Genomic DNA, 16,068 nt, shown 5'->3' with positions numbered 1-16,068 from the left:
GTGTGACGTGTGGTAACTCCACCTTACCGATGAGCCCGGTGGCCACCGAGTTCGAAATCGCATGGGGTTGGGCATGCCCAACCCCATGCGATCACCTCAATCTACACCGGAAATTACACCACGAGCGCGGACGCTAACAATAGGTTTGTCGTAACCAGGAGCGGTGAACAAATATTTGCCGCCCTTCCCCCCATCTTCGCCCGATGGACCAATATCTGCAATCGTAACCTGCCATGCATCAGTTACCTGCCCGTAAATGCTCCCCTCAGCTGAAGCTGGAGGAATCTCCAAAATCACGGGGCTCTTTCGCAGATCAACAAATGCAGCAATATATGGCGTGGTGCTATTCGAAGTAGCGGTTTTCATTAGTGGCGTCGCTCCACCACTCATATAAATTATGTCGTTATCTTTGTATCCAGCACCTTCAACCGCACCGCGCCTATAGCCGTATCCGGCAGTCATCGGCATCGACCAAATGATTGCTTCAAACGCTCTTTGGTATTTGATTTGATAATCAAAATCTGTGACTGACGCCTTGGTACCAGCTGGAGGTTTCCCGCTCAGAGGTTCCTTGCCATCCTGCGCCATGCTGTAGTTCAAGCACATTGTATTTGCGCAAATAACTACCGCCAGAGTTTTGAAAACCTTACTCATACCTTAAACCTCTTGGTTATGGCGTCTCAGGTTGCCGTGACCTACTCATCGCTGAAATTACTAGGATGTTGGATTTGGATTGCATCACAGGCCACTAATTGCGAATGACTTCGAGGATGCCGGTGAGGAAAATCTTTCACCATCAGGACCTACCCCGAAGCACCTGTGAATTTACCCCGATTATGGCACTTGTGATGCAACCCAGTGAAACTCCTTGAAACAGGGTTGAAGGTGCCGCCAAGTTGGAGTGCTGCCGCTGGATTGCAGACCGTCCGTTCCTGGTGAATGAAAATCGACCAAGAAGGATCGGTAAACGGCGCGCGCCAACGGCAACTATCGCCACATGTTAGCCCCGAACCAGACCTTCGCGTATCGGCCAACCCCAGCCCATCTTTCCTACTCGGCCAATTTCTGATCTATCCTCTGCGATGGAGCAGCCGCGATCCCGCCCTTGCGCGCGCACCCCCATACGCCGCCACCCCCGCAACCCAACAGGCGCGCAGCCGTGACCCTGATGGCGCGTCGCCATGACCCGGATGTGATCCAACAGGCGCGTCAGCGGCGCGGGACAGGCGCGAAAACGGCGAAAAACGCCGGTACTATCGCATCACGACACTATGAACTTCGCGCCATGACCCTGGAGCGCCCCAGGCGTGACCCTGAAACCGCCCTTTATCGGGCGCGGCGGTCAGGTGCGGGGGCGGGCCTGGCGGTAGCTGCCGAGCACGCGCACCCATTTGGTGTGGAATTCCAGCTCGGCGAGCGCGCGGTCGACCGCCGGGTCGCCCGGCATCCCTTCGATATCGCAGTAGAATTCGGTCGCGGCAAAGCTGGCGCCGCGCTGGTAGCTTTCCAGCTTGGTCATGTTGACGCCATTGGTCGCAAAGCCGCCCATCGCCTTGTAGAGTGCGGCCGGGATATTCTTCACCTCGAACAGGAAGGTGGTCATGACCGGGCCGACGCCCGCCGCCGGTGCCTTGGGCTCGCGCGCCAGCACCAGGAAGCGGGTCATATTGTCGTCGCTATCCTCGATATTCTCGGCAATCAGGCGCAGGCCATAGATTTCGGCGGCCAGATAGGGGGCGATCGCGCCCTCGCCCGGCGCCCGCGTCTCCGCCACCAGCGCGGCGGCGCCGGCGGTGTCGGCATAGGCGACCGGCTGGATGCCGCGCTCGCGCAGATAATGGCGGCACTGGCCCAGCGCCTGCGGATGGCTGATCGCGCTCTTCACCGGCACCGTGTCGGGTGCCATCAGGCAGTGGCGGATGCGCAGGAAATATTCGTCGACGATGTGCAACCCGGATTCGGGCAGCAGGAAATGCATGTCGGCGACGCGGCCGTGCAGGCTGTTCTCGATCGGAATGATCGCTCGGGCGGCAAGGCCACCCCGCACCGCGTCGATCGCATCCTCGAACGCAAAGCAGGGCAGCGGCACGCAATCGGGGGCGTAGCCAAGCGCGGCCAGGTGCGAATTGGCACCGGGCGCACCCTGATAGACGACGGCGCGCGCCGGATCGGCAGCGGCCTTTTGCGACATGTCGGCGACCAGCGCGCGAGCGGGGGCGGGATAATTTTCCATGCGTGCCTGCGCGCTTAGGCAGTTGGGGGATCGCGCGCAAGCATCGGCGGGGCGGCACCGCTCGAAAAGCGCCACGGCGGGTTGCACCCCGGCCTATCCCCCATTATGGCAAGTGCTTAAGTGGGGGAGCGCACGACAGCCTCCATAACAAAGATGCGAGGGAAATCTGCGGATGGGCGATCGATTCAACACCGTTGCAGGGTGGGCGTTGTTTGCAGGCATCATCGCGCTGGGTGGCGCGATCGTCAGTTCCAAATATTTCCACGATGAACGGCCCGAAAAGATGGGCTATGCGATCGAGGGCGTCGAGGTGGAAGGCGAAGGCGGCGGCGACAGCGGCCCCGGCCTCAACACCCTGCTCGCGAGCGCGGATGTCGCGGCCGGCGAGAAGGTGTTCGCGAAATGCGCCGCCTGCCACACCGTCAACCAGGGCGGCGCCAACGGCATCGGCCCCAATCTCTATGCCACCGTCGGCGAAGGCATCGGCCAGGGCAAGGGCGGCTTCGCCTTCTCCGAAGCGCTCAAGAGCAAGGGCGGCGAATGGAGCTTCGACAATCTCGATCATTGGCTGAAAAGCCCGCGTGAATTTGCCCCCGGCACCAAGATGACCTTTGCCGGCCTCTCCAACCCGGCCGATCGCGCCAACCTGATCGCCTGGCTCAATACCCAGGGGTCAAACCTCCCCCTGCCCGCCGCCGATGCCGCGCCGGCCGCAGCCGACAACGCCGCCCCAGCCGAAGGCGGCGACAATGCCGCCAACGCGACCGAGGCCCCGGCCGAGAACGCGGCGCAGTAAGTTTCGGATAGGGCGCGGCCGGTGGCTTTGGCTATCGGCTGCGCACCGCCGTCACGCCGCGCTCCGCATCCAGCGCCACGACCAGATCGGCCCGCGCCGGCATCTCGTCCAATATATGCCGGGTCAGCCGCTCATAATGCTGGATGAAGCGGGCAATCTCCGCATCGTTCATCACCGCACTGCCGCCGCCGGCCGCGCGCAATTCCGCCTCCTGCTGCGTCCGCCAGCCCTGCACCACGTCGAACCCCGGCGCCGCCAGCAGCGCCAGCGCATCGATCCGCCCGAACAGCGTCTGATAGTCCCCCGCCAGCGCCGCATTGACGAAGCGCCGCCAGCGCCCGTCGCCATCTTCGTCCCGCTCCAGCGCGTTGACCGGAGCGTCCAGTTCACCAGCCGCCTGCGCCCGCGCGCCCACGCACCAGCCCTCCAGGATCAGCAACCGCAGCCCCGCCCCGGCCTCCGGCCACGCACTTTCAGGCAAGCGATCATCCACCGCCTTGTCGAACCGCGGCAAGCACGCCGCCTGCCCCGCCGCCAGCCCGTCCAGCACCCGCAAGCCCAGCGCGACATCATGCGTCCCTGGCACGCCCCGCGTCCGCAGCAGCGGATGCACGGTCCCGGCGAGCACTTCCCGCTCACCCTTCGTCAGATACAGATCGTCGATCGACAGGATCGCGCTCGCCACGCCGCGCGCGCGCATGCGCGCCAGCAGCCCCTGCGCCAATGTGCTCTTGCCGCTGCCCTGCGCCCCGCACAGGCCCAGCACGGCCAGGCCGTCCTTCTCTTCCAGCAGGCGCAGCGCCAGGCGATCGACCGCATCGAGCGCCTTCACCGCCATGGTCAGAGCTGCGCGACCAGCAGCTTGTCGATCTTGCGTCCGTCCATGTCGACAATCTCGAAGCGCCAGCCCTGATCCTCGGCATAGTCGCCGACTTCCGGCAGTCGCTTCAGCAGCCAAAGCACATGGCCCGCGACAGTCGCATAATCGCGGTCCTCGGACAGGTTGATGTCGATCTTCTCGGCCAGCTGGTCGATCGGCATCTGGCCCGACACCAGCAGGCTGCCATCCTCGCGCTCGACCATGTCCGGCTCGTCATAGACATCGCGGTCCGACGCGAAATGGCCGGCGATGGCGGACAGCAGGTCGGCCGGGGTCACGATCCCCTCGAAATGCCCATATTCGTCATGCACCATCACCATCGGCACGTCGGACTTGCGCAGCACTTCCAGCGCATCCATCGCGTCGACCTGGTCGGGCACGACCTCCGCCTTGCGCAGCAGCGCCTCGATATTCAGCGCCTCGCCCCGGAACAAAGCGGTCATGATGTCGCGCGCCTGGACGATGCCGATGATATCCTCGACCGATCCGCGGCCCACCGGCAGGCGGGTATGCGGCGTTTCCAGCAGGCGCAGGCGGATCGTGTCCTCATCGGCGTTGATGTCGATCCAGTCGACATCCATGCGCTGGGTCATCACCTCGCGCACCGGCCGGTCGGCCAGCCGCACCACGCCGGAGATGATCGCCCGCTCGCTTTCCTCGATGATGCCAGACCGGCTCGCCTCGGCGACGATCAGATGCAGTTCCTCGACCGTGACATGATGTTCGGATTCGCGATCCAGCCCCAACAGCTTGAAGATCAGGCCGCTCGACTTGTCGAGCACCCACACGACCGGCGCGGTCAGCTTGGCCAGATACAGCATCGGCGTCGCCACCAGCACGGCGATCGGCTCGGGCTGGCGCAGCGCGAACTGCTTGGGCACCAGCTCGCCGATGATCAGCGAGGCATAGGTGGTGAGGCCGATGACCAGCGCAAAACCCAGATTTTCCGCCATATTGGGCGACAGGCCCAGCGCCGCCAGCCGCTCGCCGGTCGGCCCACCCAGGCTGGCGCCCGAATAAGCGCCCGAAATGATGCCGATCAGGGTGATGCCGATCTGGACGGTCGACAGGAACTTGCCGGGGTCCGCCGCCAGCTGCAGAGCCGACTTGGCGCCGCGCTTGCCCGCCTTCTCCATCGCCTGCAGCCGTGGCTTGCGCGCGGACACGATGGCCAGCTCCGACATCGCGAAGACGCCGTTCAGCGCGACCAGCGCCAGGATGATGATGAGGTCTACCCAGGGGAAGGGCGTCGGAGCGGGAGGGGGGATCGTGGCCATGGTGGTCCCCTCCCCTATAACCTTTATTCTTTCGTTTTCACAACCATCCCATCATCGCCCGTTCAGTTCACTTGTGGAACAATCCATCGCCTGGGTTATTAGGGAGGCATCCATCCACGCGGATGCCAAGGACAAGGGAATAGAAGAATGAGGATTTCGCACCGGATCATGATGGCCGCCGGCCTGGCCGCGATGCTGACCACCACGGCCTGCACCACCGACCCGGAAACCGGGCAGAAGCGCATGTCGAAGGCGGCGATCGGCGGCATCGGCGGTGCGCTGGGCGGCTATCTGCTGGGCGATCTGGTCGGCGGCCGGCATGACCGCACCGAAAAGATCCTGGGCGCCGGCATCGGCGCGATCGCGGGCGCCGGCATCGGCTCCTATATGGACGAACAGGAACGCAAGCTGCGCCAGCAGACCGCCGGCAGCGGTGTCGACGTGATCCGCCAGGGCGACGACCTGCTGCTGCGCATGCCCTCGGGCATCACCTTCGCGTTCAACGACGCCAGCGTCCAGCCGCAGTTCCGCCCCACGCTGGACGAGGTATCCTCGATCCTGTCGCAATATCCCAAGACCTATATCGACGTATATGGCCACACCGACAGCGACGGGTCGGACGCCTATAACCAGACGCTGTCGGAACGCCGCGCCCAGTCGGTCGCCGGTTATCTGACCAGCCATGGCGTCCAGTCGGCGCGCATCGCCACGCGCGGCTTTGGCGAAACCCAGCCGATCGCGTCGAATGCGACCGAGGAAGGCAAGGCCGCCAACCGCCGCGTCGAAATCAAGATCTCGCCCGTCACCGAATCCGACGTGCGCAACTGACAATGGCTCGGGCCGCTCGAACGGGCGGCCCGACCGACCATCTGCGCTGCCGACAGCACAAAACCGCCCCTACGCGCCCGTCAACATTATCCTCATTGACCTTCGCGCGCGCCGGGCATAGCAGGGCCGCCGCTGTCGCAACCCAAAGAGTGCCCTGACAATGACCTATGTCGTGACCGACAACTGCATCCGCTGCAAATATATGGATTGCGTCGAGGTCTGCCCCGTGGACTGTTTCTACGAGGGCGAGAACATGCTGGTCATCAATCCCAACGAGTGCATCGACTGCGGCGTGTGCGAACCGGAATGCCCGGCCGAGGCGATCCTGCCCGACACCGAGAACGGCCTTGAGAAGTGGCTGGAACTCAACACCAAATATTCGGCCGAATGGCCCAACATCACGGTCAAGGGCGAGGCCCCGGCTGACGCCGACGCGATGAGCGGCGTAGAGAACAAGCTGGAACAGTTCTTCTCGCCCGAACCCGGCGAGGGCAGCTGATCGATATTATCCTGCGCCATCAAGGCGCAGCGTCCCATTTTGTGCCGCACCCCCAGACTTTGTGTCCGGGGGTGGCAATTTTGTTACGAATCTGCTAAATAGCGCCCAGCGGACGAACATGGTCGCGTTCGTCCTGGAGTATTCGCATCATGTCTTGACGGTGACGCCGCGGACTTTCCCCGACTCGTGCCCCTGCTGCACCTGCCCCGCGACGGCCCGTTCCCCGGTTGAATAGAAAGGTTTCAAATGGCTGCCAAGGCGCTGTCCTTTGACGTTGGTGATTATGTCGTTTACCCCAAGCACGGCGTGGGCCGTGTGATCGAACTCCAAAAGGAGCAGATCGCGGGCATGGAGCTGGAGCTGTATGTGCTCCGTTTCGAAAAGGAGCGCATGACGCTGCGCGTTCCCACCAACAAGGCCGAAGGCGTCGGCATGCGCAAGCTGTCCTCCAACAAGACGCTGGAGGAATCGATGGAAACCCTGAAGGGCAAGCCCAAGGTCAAGCGCACCATGTGGTCGCGCCGCGCCCAGGAATATGAAGCGAAGATCAATTCGGGCGACCTGGTGTCGATTGCCGAAGTGACCCGCGACCTGTTCCGTGCCGACGACCAGCCCGAGCAGAGCTATTCCGAACGCCAGATCTTCGAGGCCGCTTCCAGCCGCCTCGCCCGCGAACTCGCCGCAATGGAAGAGACCGACGAGCCCACCGCGCTGCAGAAGATCCTGCGCATCCTCAATGAGGCCGCACCGAAATATGCCAAGGTCGAAGGCTGATCCCTTCGCCCGAACAGGCTGAAACATGACGAAGGGCGCCCTCCCAGAGGGCGCCCTTCTTCGTTACGGCAGGGCCATTGCGGGAATCCTGCCCTCGTCCGTTGACTCCCCCGAACCGTTCTTCAGGACGCATAGGGGAATAGCCATGAACGACCAGAATGACGCGCAGCAGGATCTGATCCAGCGTGGCTATTCGCGCCGCGACGCCGCCCGCATATTGGGCGTGCTGGGCGCGGGCGTGGCGGTCGCCACCGCCGGCACCCCGGTCTGGGCGCAGCGCAATGACGGCCCGGAAGAAGGCAATTTCCCCAAGGTGCGGATCGGCTCCAACGAATGCTGGACCGGCCCCTTCCCCGTCGCCCAGGCCGCCGCGGCGAAGATCGTCTCCCATGCCAATTTCTACCACCCCGGCACCGAAGTCACCGACTTCAAGAAGACGCTCGCGACCATCGAGGGCGTGCCGGTCGATCATGTCCTGCCCTGGCCGGGGTCCAGCGATCCGCTCTCGCGCATCGTCGTCGCCTTTTGCTCGCCGCAAAAGGGGCTGGTGACCGCCGATGTCAGCTATGAACAGCCCTGGGGCACGGCGGAATGGGCCGGCGCCAAGGTGACGAAGGTGCCGTTGACGCCCGATTATCGTCATGACGTGAAGGCGATGCTGGCCGCCAATCCGGACGCCGGCCTCTATTATATCTGCTCGCCCAACAACCCCACCGGCACGCTGACGCCGGTGGCCGACATCGAATGGCTGGTCGCCAACAAGCCGGCCGGATCGATCGTTCTGGTGGACGAAGCCTATCTCCATTTCTCGCACGGCCAGTCTGCCGCGCCGCTGGTCGCGCAGGGCAAGGACGTGATCGTGCTGCGCACCTTCTCCAAGCTGTTCGGCATGGCCGGCATGCGGCTGGGCGCCACCATCGCGCGGCCGGACCTGCATGCCAGGATGATGCGCTATGACGGCAAGCGCATGTCGACCAACCTGCCCCTGCCCTCGGTCGTGTGCGGCACGGTCGCGCTGACGCAGAAGACGCTGATCGAGCAGCGCCGGGCCGAGATGATCGCCGCGCGCGACTTCACCTTCGCCCATCTCACCAAGCGCGGGGTCAAGTTCATCCCGTCGGACGCCAACATGTTCATGGTCGACTGGGGCAAGCCGGCGGCCGGCGTGCAGGCCCAGTTCCTGGCGGCGGGTGTCGGCATCGGCCGCAACTGGGCGCCCTGGCCCACCATGTCGCGCGTCACCGTCGGCTCGATGGCCGACATGCAGGCCTTCTGCGCCGCGCTCGACAAAATCATGGTCTGAAAAAGGGCCGGCTTCGCTGTGGAAGCCGGCCCCTTGGATCAATTGCCCTTTACCGAATCGGCGGCATCCTTGGCGGCGTCGCCGACATCGCTCGCGGCCTGCCCGACCTGGCTCGCCGCGCTCGACACCGCATCATCCTTGCGGGTCTGGCTGCTGATCAGGAAGAAGGCGGCAACCGCCACCACCACGACCAGCAACAGGATCGCGATGGTCGTGCCACCGCCGCCGCTGCGCTTTTCGATGATGGTCGTCGTGGGCGCCGGGCGTTCCTGATAATCTGCCATAAAGTCTCTCCTCTTTGTCACCCCGTGGGGGCAACAATGCCGGAGAGTGGGCAAAGGTTTCAGCCGCCCCGTTGGCCCGCCTTACTCGCCGGTCGGGACGAAGGCGCCCTTGGCGCGGTCCTTGACCACCTTGTCGGCGCGGAACACCGATCCGCTCATGGTGATATAGACGCCCGGCTCGGCGACCTGCGCGGTGGCAAAGGCCATGCCAAGGTTGAAGCTCGCATCGCTCTCGCCAAAGCGCGCCGGGGCCAGCGCACCGACCAGCACGACGGTCTTGCCGGGAATGTCCTGCAACAGCTTGGCCGTCTCGGTCATGGTGTCGGTGCCATGGGTGATGACGATATGCTTCTCGCGCGCGGCGGCAACGCGGGCGGCGATCAGCGCACGATCCGTGTCGTCCAGTTCCAGGCTGTCCTTGCGGGTGATTTCCTCGATCCGGAAGGGCCGCTTGACCCGTGCCACCTGCAACAGCTTGGCCATCACCGTCTCGCCGACCTGATAGTCGGACAGGGCGTCGAAATAGACCTTGTCGATCGTGCCGCCGGTGGTGAGCAGCAGGATGGGGGTTTCGGGGGACAGCATGAACGGACTCCGTATATCGATCGCGCCCCCTTAACGGATAATGGCGCCGACCGGAACCGTCCCTATTCGCCCCGCGCCATCGCCGCACCCCGGTCGCGCGCGGCGACCAGCGTGTCGGTCAGAAGGTCGAGCAGGCGATTGTCGGCGTCCAGCACATTGAGGCCCTGGCGCGTCATGCCGCCGGGGCTGGCGACCTGATCCGCCAGGGTGGCCGGACTGACGCTGGCGCGCGCCGCCATGTTCGCCGATCCCTGCACCGTGGCCAGCGCCATGCGTGCGGCCTGATCGGCAGGAATGCCCAGCGCCTCGCCGGCGCGCGACAACGCATCGATGAAGCGGAACAGGAAGGCCGGACCGCAGCCCGACAGGGCCGTCACCTGATTGAACAGGGCTTCGTCACCCATCCATTCCGCCAGACCCAGCGGCGCGATCAGCGCGGCAATGTCGGCCTTGGCCACCGCATCCGTCGCCGCATCGGTGTAGAGCGCCACCACGCCCTCGCCCAGCCCGACCGGCAGGTTGGGCATGGCGCAGACGACATCGCGCGGCGCCGGGAAATGCCGGCGCAGGTCGGCGATCGGTGTTCCCGCCAGGATCGACACCAGCCGCGTTTCCGCCGTCAGCAGCGGCGCAAGCCCGGCCGCGACATCGGCAATCTGATAGGGCTTCATGCCCAGCAGCACAGTCGTGCCGGCCGGCAGCGCCGCGGGATAGGCGGTGACGACGGTCACGCCGTGCGCCACCGGCTTGCCGCTTGGTCGCAGCACGGTGACGCGGGCGGGATCGAGCCCGCACGCCAGCCAGCGGGTCAGCATCTGCCCCGCCATATTGCCGCAGCCGACAAGGAAAAGATGATCGGGCCAGCAGGCAATGGTCATGGTCAGGCTTTCAGGCAGATATGTCAGGCTTCGCCGCGGGTTTCGATCAGGCTCGCGCTGATCGCCTCGCTCGGGCTCTTGCCGCCCCACAGGACGAACTGGAACACCGGATAGAAACGCTCGCACTCGTCGATCGCGGTCTCGATCAGCACCTGCGCCTGGTCCAGCGTCAGCGTGCCGCCCTGCCCCAGCAAGGCGCCATGGCGGAACAGGATGATGCCGCTCGACGACCACAGCTCGAAATGACCGAGCCAGAGCTGTTCGTTGATCAGGCCCAGCGTCTCGTAGATGACGGCGCGCTTGTCGTCATTGACGCGGATGTCGGGCAGCGCGAGAAGCTGCAGCACCTGATCCTCGTCGCGCCAGATGCCGCGCAGCTCATATTGCGCCCACGACCCCTGAGTGCTCGCGACGATCTCGTCCTCGCCGACCTGCTCATAGCTCCAGCCATGCGCCTCGTAAAAGGCCGCCAGCATGTCGATCGGCGCGGCCTCATGGCCGCCATTCTCAAATTCGTCGCTATCCATCATCGGCGCGCCTTTATCACCGCAAGCGGCGAAAGGACAGGGCGCTTACTCGGCGCCCGCATCCTTATCCACAGCTTTCGTCTTGGCGGCACGCACGGTCTTGGTGACCGGTTCGGGCGCCTTGCCTTCCAGCGCGTCGAGGCGAGCCTTGAGCAGTTCGACTTCCTCGCGCGCGGCGGCGGCCATGGCCTTGACCGCGTCAAATTCCTCGCGGCTGACGAAGTCGACGCCGCCGATCCATTCCTTGGCGCGTTCGCGCGCATTGGATTCGAACTCGCGGGTCATGCCCGCGACCGTGCCGGCAGCGCCGTTCACCAGCTTGGCCAGGTCGTCGAAAAAGCGGTTCTCGCTCTGCATGATCGTCTATCCTCGTATCAGGCGCGTGGATGCGCCGAAATCATATCTGGGTCTGGAGTGCCGGCGCGACAAGCCTGTGCGCATCCGGGTTCAGGCGGCCGACCTCATAGTTGAGGTAGGAGGCAAAGACCAGCCAGACCAGATAGGGCAGCATCAACGCACCGGCAAAGGGACGGATCCGCCAGAACAGGGCGGTGGTGAGCGCCACCAGCAGCGCCAGCACAAGGATCAGCCCCAGCGCCGCACCGACCTGATGCGCGCGAAAGAAGAGTGGCGACCAGGCAAGGTTGAGCGCCAGTTGCACCAGGAACAGCGCGACCGCCGCTCCCCGCCCCCTGGCCCCGCGCGCATGCAGCACGATCGCGAAGGCCAGCGCCATCAGTATATAGAGGATCGTCCAGGCGACGCCGAAGGCCCAGCCCGGCGGCATCAGCGCCGGCAGGTTGAGCGAGGCGAACCAGCGATTGCCAAAACCGCTATTGGCGAGCCGGCCCGACAGGAAGCCGAGAAAGACGATCGCGGGCACGGTCACCAACGCCCAGCGCAGATAGGCAAGACGCAACTGACCCTGGGACGCGATCTCGTTCATCGGCAACGCAGCTCCAAGCTATTCGGCGGGTTCGGGCGAATCCTTGAGCGCCGAATCCAGTTTGCGACCAACGGTTTGCGGAGAAACCGTGCGCTTGGCAACGCGCGAATAGAAAATGGGAATGAGGAACAGGGTGATGAGCGTCGCCAGGCTGACGCCGAACACGATCACCACGCCGATCGAATGGCGCGCCGCCGCACCGGCCCCGCCGCGCAGCACCAGCGGCACGGCGCCGATGACGGTCGCGATCGACGTCATCAGGATCGGGCGCAGACGGCGCTTGGCCGCCTCGCGGATCGCCTCTGCAATCTCCATCCCTTCGTCCCGCAACTGGTTGGCGAACTCGACGATCAGGATGCCGTTCTTGGCCGCCAGGCCGACCAGCATGACGATGCCGATCTGGCTATAGAGGTTGATCGATCCGCCGGTGATCGCCAGGCCCAGCGCACCACCGGCCACCGCCAGCGGCACCGTCGCGATGATGACGCCGGGGTGGATGAAGCTTTCGAACTGCGCGGCGAGCAACAGATAGACGATCAGAATGGTGAGGCCGAAGACGACCCAGATCGACCCGCCAGTCTCACGCAGCGACTGGCTCTCGCCACGATAGCCGATCGCCAGCACCTCGGGCGACTGGCGCGCCTGGTCCTCCAGGAAGGCCAGCCCCTGCCCCAGCGATGTGCCCGGCGCCAGCGCGGCGGTCAGGGTGATGGCGCGCAGCTTGTTATAGCGGTTGAGCTGACGCGGCCCGGCCACTTCGCGCACGGTCACGACCGCCGACAGCGGCACCAGCACGCCGCTGCGGCTGCGCACCTGGATACGTTCCAGATCGGCGAGCGTCTCGCGCCCGTCGCGCTCCGCCTGCACCAGCACGCGATATTCCTCGCCCCGGTCGACATAGGTGGTGACGCGGCGCGAGCCGAGCAGGCTCTGCAGCGCCTGGCTGACATCGTTCACCGACACGCCCAGGTCGCCGGCGCGCTGCAGATCGGTCTCGATCCGCATCTGCGGCTTGGTTTCCTTGTAATCGCTGTCGAGGTTGATGAGCCCCGGATAGCTCGCCGCCGCCAGCATGATGCGGTCGCGCGCGGCCACCAGCCCTTCATAGGTGGAGCCGGCCAGCACGATATTGACCGGCAGGCCGCGACCACGGCCGAGCCCCGATCGCGGCGCCGCATTGCCCCGCACGCCGGGCTGGTCGGCGATCACCTTGTTGATGATGGTCGCGACTTCCGCCGTGGTGATGGTGCGGTCTTCCCACGGCCGCAGGAAGGCGATGACATTGCCGTTGTTGTAATCGTCGGTGGTGCCGAAGCCGCCGGGGGTGCGGATCACCAGATTCTGCAGCGTGCCGTCCTTGCGCAGGAAGGCGAGATCATTCTCGATCTTCTGCATATAGGCCATCATCCGGTCGAAGCCGGTGCCTTCGGGCGCATTGATATTGGCCTCGACCACGCCAGTATCCTCGGCCGGGGCCAGTTCGGCCGGCAGACGGGTGAAGAGGAAGAAGGCGATCCCCAGGAAGATCGCGACCCCTAGCAGCGGCATCAGCGGTTTCTTCAGCGTGCAGTCGAGCCAGCGGCCATAGCCATGCTCGATGCGCTGGAATCGATCATCGACCCAGCGCGCCAGCCGGCCGCGCTCGGCATTCTTCAGCAGCTTGGAGCAGAGCATCGGCGCGAGGCTCAAGGAAATGAAGCCGGAGAAGCCGATCGCCGCGATCATCGCGATGGCGAGTTCACGGAACAAGAGGCCGGTCTGGCCGGCCAGGAACATGACCGGCACGAACACGGCGCAAACAACCAGGGTGGTCGAAATGATGGCAAAGCCCACCTGCCGCGTGCCGAGATAGGCGGCGACCAGCGGATCATCGCCCTGCTCGACGCGGTGATAGACATTTTCCAGCACCACGATCGCGTCGTCGACCACCAGGCCGATGGCGAGGACGAAGGCGAGCAGGGTCAGCAGGTTGATCGACAGGCCGAGCAGCCACATCACCGCGCAGGTGGCGAGCAGACAGATCGGCACCGTCACGGCCGGCACGATCGTCGCCCGCACCGATCCCAGGAACAGGAAGATGACGAGGATGACGAGCAGCGCCGCCTCGATCAGCGTGTCATAGACATTGTCGATCGCGCGTTCGATGAACAGGGATTCGTCGGTGCCGATCGCCACCTTCATGCCCTTGGGCAGGGTCGGCTCCAGCTCCTTGATCAGCGCCTTGGCCTTCTGCGCCACTTCCAGCGTGTTGGCGCCCGACTGGCGGATGATGCCGATGCCGATCGCCGTGCCCTGGTTGGAGCGGAAGCTGCTATAGGGGTTTTCGGCCCCTTCCTCGATCCGGGCGACATCGCCCAGCTTCACCTGATAGCCATCCTCGCCCCGGCCCACGACCAGCTGCGCGAACTGGTCCGGCGTGGCGAAGGGCCGCTCGACGCGCAGCGTCTGGTTCTGGTCCTTCGATTCAAAGCGACCGGCGGGCAGTTCGACATTCTGGGTGCGCAGCGCCGCCTCGACATCGGCAGGCGTCAGGCCGAAGGCGGCCAGCTTTTCCGCGTTGAACCAGATGCGGGTCGACGGCCGCGCCTCGCCGCCGATGGTGACGCGGGCGACGCCATCGATCGCGGCGAAGCGGTCGGCAATGTTGCGGTCGAGATAGTCGCTGATCTGGATCGGCGACCAGCCGGGACGCGAGAAGGCGAGGAACAGAATCGATCGCGCGTCAGAATCGACCTTGCGGATCTCGGGCGCCAGCGCATCCTCCGGCAGATCTTCGGTCACCGACCCGACACGGTCGCGCACGTCATTGGCGGCGCTGTCGATATCGCGCGAGGGATCGAACTCGATATTGATGTTGGACGTGCCGTCCTGCGAGGTCGAGGTGATGGTCTGGATGCCCTGCACGCCCGCGACCGCATCCTCGATCTGCTGGGTGATGCGGGTTTCCACCACCGACGCGGCGGCGCCGGTATAGGTGGTCTCGACCGAGACGATCGGCGGATCGGTATCGGGATATTCGCGGACTGAGAGGCTGAAATAGCCGACCAGGCCGACGATGCACATCAGCACCGCGACCACCGCCGAAAAGACCGGCCGGCGGACCGAGAGATCGGAGAGCTGCATCGGCTTAGCCGGCGGCCTTGGCGGCCTTGCCGCCCTTGTCGTCGCCACTCTTCTTGTCGCCAGCCAGGCGCACCGGTGCGCCATCGGTCAGCTTCACCACGCCTTCGGTCACGATCTGCTGACCGGCCTTCACGCCGCCCAATATCTCGACCAGGCCGTTCTGGCGGATGCCGGTTTCGACCTTCGTCCGCTTGGCGGTGCGACCGTCCAGCACGAAGACGAACCGTTCGTCGCCATCGCCGATCACGGCCAGTTCGGGCACGCCCAGCGACTGGCGCTCGCGCGAGAAGACGCTGACCGTCAGCAGCATGCCGGGCTTCAGCGCCTTGTCGGGATTGGGCATGATCGCGCGGACCCGAACGGCGCGGGTGGCGGGATCGATCACCGGATCGATCGTCGCGATCGTGCCGTTGAACGGCCGGTCGGGCCAGGCGGCGGACACGGCCTTGATCGGCATGCCCTCGCGGATCATCGACAGGCGCGTCTCGGGCACGGTGAAGTCCAGCTTGATCCGCGAAATGTCGCTGACCGTGGCGATCGCGGTGCCGGCGGTGATGACCGCGCCGGGCGATACGGTGCGCAGAGAGACCCAACCGCTGAACGGCGCGCGGATGGTGCGGTCGCCGATGCCCGCTCGGGCGAGGTCGGCATTGGCGCGGGCGCTGCTGGCGAGCGCGATCTGCTGCTCGACCGTGGCGCCGGTGGCAAAGCCGCGCGACTTGAGCGCCTGGATGCGCTTCAACTGCTGGTCGGCCTGCAGCGCGGTCGCTTCGGCCGCGGCCAGCTCGGCCTTTTCCTGCCCCACGGCCATGCGAGCGATCACCTGCCCCTTGGACACGAAACCGCCATCGGTGAAGTTCAGCACGTCGATCCGCTCGGTCACCGGTGCGGACAGCACCACCTGCTCATTGGCGAGCGCGGTGCCCACCGCCTCGACATTGTCGGTGAAGCGGGTGGGCGCAATCGCCACCGCCTCCACCAGCGCCGGCGGGCGAGCTTTCTTTTCCTTCTCCCCGGCGCAACCGGCAAGACAAAGGGCAACGAGAATGACAGGCAGGGTCGAGCGCATGACGAGGGGCTAACGGGCCTTTGTGACGGACACAACCGCATGGAATGTGTCAAAATGTATCGCAGG

The 16,068-nt window shown here is 64.9% G+C and carries 17 protein-coding genes; 5 read left to right on the top strand and 12 right to left on the bottom strand.

Features of this window, described 5'->3' with window-relative positions; all coding sequences use genetic code 11:
• Positions 1–96: 96 nt before the first annotated feature.
• Both AC13EK_RS17155 and AC13EK_RS17150 read right to left on the bottom strand, forming a co-directional pair.
• Positions 97–654 carry a DUF1254 domain-containing protein gene (locus AC13EK_RS17155; RefSeq protein ID WP_483022285.1) on the bottom strand — a complete coding sequence of 186 codons (558 nt, stop codon included), beginning with the start codon at positions 652–654 and terminating at the stop codon, positions 97–99.
• A 688-nt stretch (positions 655–1,342) separates the two neighbouring features.
• The gene (locus AC13EK_RS17150; protein ID WP_069335572.1) at positions 1,343–2,233 is read right to left on the bottom strand and encodes a prephenate dehydratase; all 891 of its coding nucleotides are present in this window, start codon (positions 2,231–2,233) and stop codon (positions 1,343–1,345) included.
• Between the two features lie 172 nt (positions 2,234–2,405).
• On the opposite strand from AC13EK_RS17150, the gene AC13EK_RS17145 reads away from it, so the two are divergent.
• Positions 2,406–3,029: a c-type cytochrome gene (locus tag AC13EK_RS17145; RefSeq protein ID WP_037510216.1), complete on the top strand. Its 624-nt coding sequence runs from the start codon at positions 2,406–2,408 to the stop codon at positions 3,027–3,029.
• Between the two features lie 31 nt (positions 3,030–3,060).
• Here AC13EK_RS17145 and AC13EK_RS17140 read toward each other — a convergent pair whose 3' ends face one another.
• Positions 3,061–3,867: a kinase gene (locus AC13EK_RS17140; RefSeq protein WP_069335573.1), complete on the bottom strand. Its 807-nt coding sequence runs from the start codon at positions 3,865–3,867 to the stop codon at positions 3,061–3,063.
• Positions 3,868–3,869: 2 nt separating this feature from the next.
• Complete coding sequence (locus AC13EK_RS17135; protein WP_037510219.1) at positions 3,870–5,186, bottom strand: hemolysin family protein; 1,317 nt, start codon at positions 5,184–5,186, stop codon at positions 3,870–3,872.
• A 147-nt stretch (positions 5,187–5,333) separates the two neighbouring features.
• Between AC13EK_RS17135 and AC13EK_RS17130 the strand changes: the two genes are divergently transcribed.
• The 4 genes from AC13EK_RS17130 to AC13EK_RS17115 all read left to right on the top strand — a co-directional run bounded on the left by AC13EK_RS17130 (position 5,334) and on the right by AC13EK_RS17115 (position 8,590).
• Positions 5,334–6,014, top strand: a complete 681-nt coding sequence (locus AC13EK_RS17130; protein ID WP_026108966.1) for a YiaD family glycine zipper/OmpA-like lipoprotein — start codon at positions 5,334–5,336, stop codon at positions 6,012–6,014.
• 160 nt (positions 6,015–6,174) lie between these two features.
• Entirely contained in the window at positions 6,175–6,513 is a 339-nt protein-coding gene (gene fdxA, locus AC13EK_RS17125) for a ferredoxin FdxA (protein WP_004211101.1), read from the top strand.
• Between the two features lie 246 nt (positions 6,514–6,759).
• On the top strand, positions 6,760–7,287 hold the full coding sequence (locus AC13EK_RS17120; RefSeq protein ID WP_004211100.1) for a CarD family transcriptional regulator: 528 nt from the start codon (positions 6,760–6,762) through the stop codon (positions 7,285–7,287).
• Positions 7,288–7,432: 145 nt separating this feature from the next.
• Positions 7,433–8,590, top strand: a complete 1,158-nt coding sequence (locus AC13EK_RS17115) for a pyridoxal phosphate-dependent aminotransferase (protein ID WP_069335574.1) — start codon at positions 7,433–7,435, stop codon at positions 8,588–8,590.
• 38 nt (positions 8,591–8,628) lie between these two features.
• Here the strand turns inward: AC13EK_RS17115 and AC13EK_RS17110 are convergent, their stop codons facing one another.
• The 8 genes from AC13EK_RS17110 to AC13EK_RS17075 form a co-directional block, all read right to left on the bottom strand.
• Entirely contained in the window at positions 8,629–8,874 is a 246-nt protein-coding gene (locus AC13EK_RS17110) for a hypothetical protein (protein WP_004211096.1), read from the bottom strand.
• A gap of 81 nt (positions 8,875–8,955) precedes the next feature.
• A complete protein-coding gene (locus AC13EK_RS17105; RefSeq protein WP_004211094.1) occupies positions 8,956–9,459 on the bottom strand; it encodes an asparaginase domain-containing protein in 504 nt (167 codons plus the stop codon).
• Between the two features lie 62 nt (positions 9,460–9,521).
• Positions 9,522–10,337: a pyrroline-5-carboxylate reductase family protein gene (locus AC13EK_RS17100; protein ID WP_069335575.1), complete on the bottom strand. Its 816-nt coding sequence runs from the start codon at positions 10,335–10,337 to the stop codon at positions 9,522–9,524.
• A 23-nt stretch (positions 10,338–10,360) separates the two neighbouring features.
• The gene (locus tag AC13EK_RS17095) at positions 10,361–10,867 is read right to left on the bottom strand and encodes a type III secretion system chaperone family protein (protein ID WP_004211091.1); all 507 of its coding nucleotides are present in this window, start codon (positions 10,865–10,867) and stop codon (positions 10,361–10,363) included.
• 42 nt (positions 10,868–10,909) lie between these two features.
• The gene (locus AC13EK_RS17090) at positions 10,910–11,221 is read right to left on the bottom strand and encodes an accessory factor UbiK family protein (protein ID WP_004211090.1); all 312 of its coding nucleotides are present in this window, start codon (positions 11,219–11,221) and stop codon (positions 10,910–10,912) included.
• A 40-nt stretch (positions 11,222–11,261) separates the two neighbouring features.
• Positions 11,262–11,810: a TspO/MBR family protein gene (locus AC13EK_RS17085; RefSeq protein WP_037510225.1), complete on the bottom strand. Its 549-nt coding sequence runs from the start codon at positions 11,808–11,810 to the stop codon at positions 11,262–11,264.
• Positions 11,811–11,828: 18 nt separating this feature from the next.
• Positions 11,829–14,933, bottom strand: coding sequence for an efflux RND transporter permease subunit (locus AC13EK_RS17080; RefSeq protein ID WP_069335577.1), 3,105 nt, complete (start codon positions 14,931–14,933; stop codon positions 11,829–11,831).
• Between the two features lie 4 nt (positions 14,934–14,937).
• A complete protein-coding gene (locus tag AC13EK_RS17075) occupies positions 14,938–16,002 on the bottom strand; it encodes an efflux RND transporter periplasmic adaptor subunit (RefSeq protein ID WP_069335578.1) in 1,065 nt (354 codons plus the stop codon).
• Positions 16,003–16,068: the final 66 nt, after the last annotated feature.

Source organism: Sphingobium sp. L-44 (assembly GCF_056859495.1).
This window is presented reverse-complemented; position numbering and strand designations above follow the sequence as displayed.

Coding starts and splice junctions, on each gene's coding strand:
- AC13EK_RS17155 (WP_483022285.1), bottom strand. CDS start 654: ATGAGTAAGGTTTTCAAAACTCTGGCGGTAGTTATTTGCGCAAATACA.
- AC13EK_RS17150 (WP_069335572.1), bottom strand. CDS start 2,233: ATGGAAAATTATCCCGCCCCCGCTCGCGCGCTGGTCGCCGACATGTCG.
- AC13EK_RS17145 (WP_037510216.1), top strand. CDS start 2,406: ATGGGCGATCGATTCAACACCGTTGCAGGGTGGGCGTTGTTTGCAGGC.
- AC13EK_RS17140 (WP_069335573.1), bottom strand. CDS start 3,867: ATGGCGGTGAAGGCGCTCGATGCGGTCGATCGCCTGGCGCTGCGCCTG.
- AC13EK_RS17135 (WP_037510219.1), bottom strand. CDS start 5,186: ATGGCCACGATCCCCCCTCCCGCTCCGACGCCCTTCCCCTGGGTAGAC.
- AC13EK_RS17130 (WP_026108966.1), top strand. CDS start 5,334: ATGAGGATTTCGCACCGGATCATGATGGCCGCCGGCCTGGCCGCGATG.
- fdxA (WP_004211101.1), top strand. CDS start 6,175: ATGACCTATGTCGTGACCGACAACTGCATCCGCTGCAAATATATGGAT.
- AC13EK_RS17120 (WP_004211100.1), top strand. CDS start 6,760: ATGGCTGCCAAGGCGCTGTCCTTTGACGTTGGTGATTATGTCGTTTAC.
- AC13EK_RS17115 (WP_069335574.1), top strand. CDS start 7,433: ATGAACGACCAGAATGACGCGCAGCAGGATCTGATCCAGCGTGGCTAT.
- AC13EK_RS17110 (WP_004211096.1), bottom strand. CDS start 8,874: ATGGCAGATTATCAGGAACGCCCGGCGCCCACGACGACCATCATCGAA.
- AC13EK_RS17105 (WP_004211094.1), bottom strand. CDS start 9,459: ATGCTGTCCCCCGAAACCCCCATCCTGCTGCTCACCACCGGCGGCACG.
- AC13EK_RS17100 (WP_069335575.1), bottom strand. CDS start 10,337: ATGACCATTGCCTGCTGGCCCGATCATCTTTTCCTTGTCGGCTGCGGC.
- AC13EK_RS17095 (WP_004211091.1), bottom strand. CDS start 10,867: ATGATGGATAGCGACGAATTTGAGAATGGCGGCCATGAGGCCGCGCCG.
- AC13EK_RS17090 (WP_004211090.1), bottom strand. CDS start 11,221: ATGCAGAGCGAGAACCGCTTTTTCGACGACCTGGCCAAGCTGGTGAAC.
- AC13EK_RS17085 (WP_037510225.1), bottom strand. CDS start 11,810: ATGAACGAGATCGCGTCCCAGGGTCAGTTGCGTCTTGCCTATCTGCGC.
- AC13EK_RS17080 (WP_069335577.1), bottom strand. CDS start 14,933: ATGCAGCTCTCCGATCTCTCGGTCCGCCGGCCGGTCTTTTCGGCGGTG.
- AC13EK_RS17075 (WP_069335578.1), bottom strand. CDS start 16,002: ATGCGCTCGACCCTGCCTGTCATTCTCGTTGCCCTTTGTCTTGCCGGT.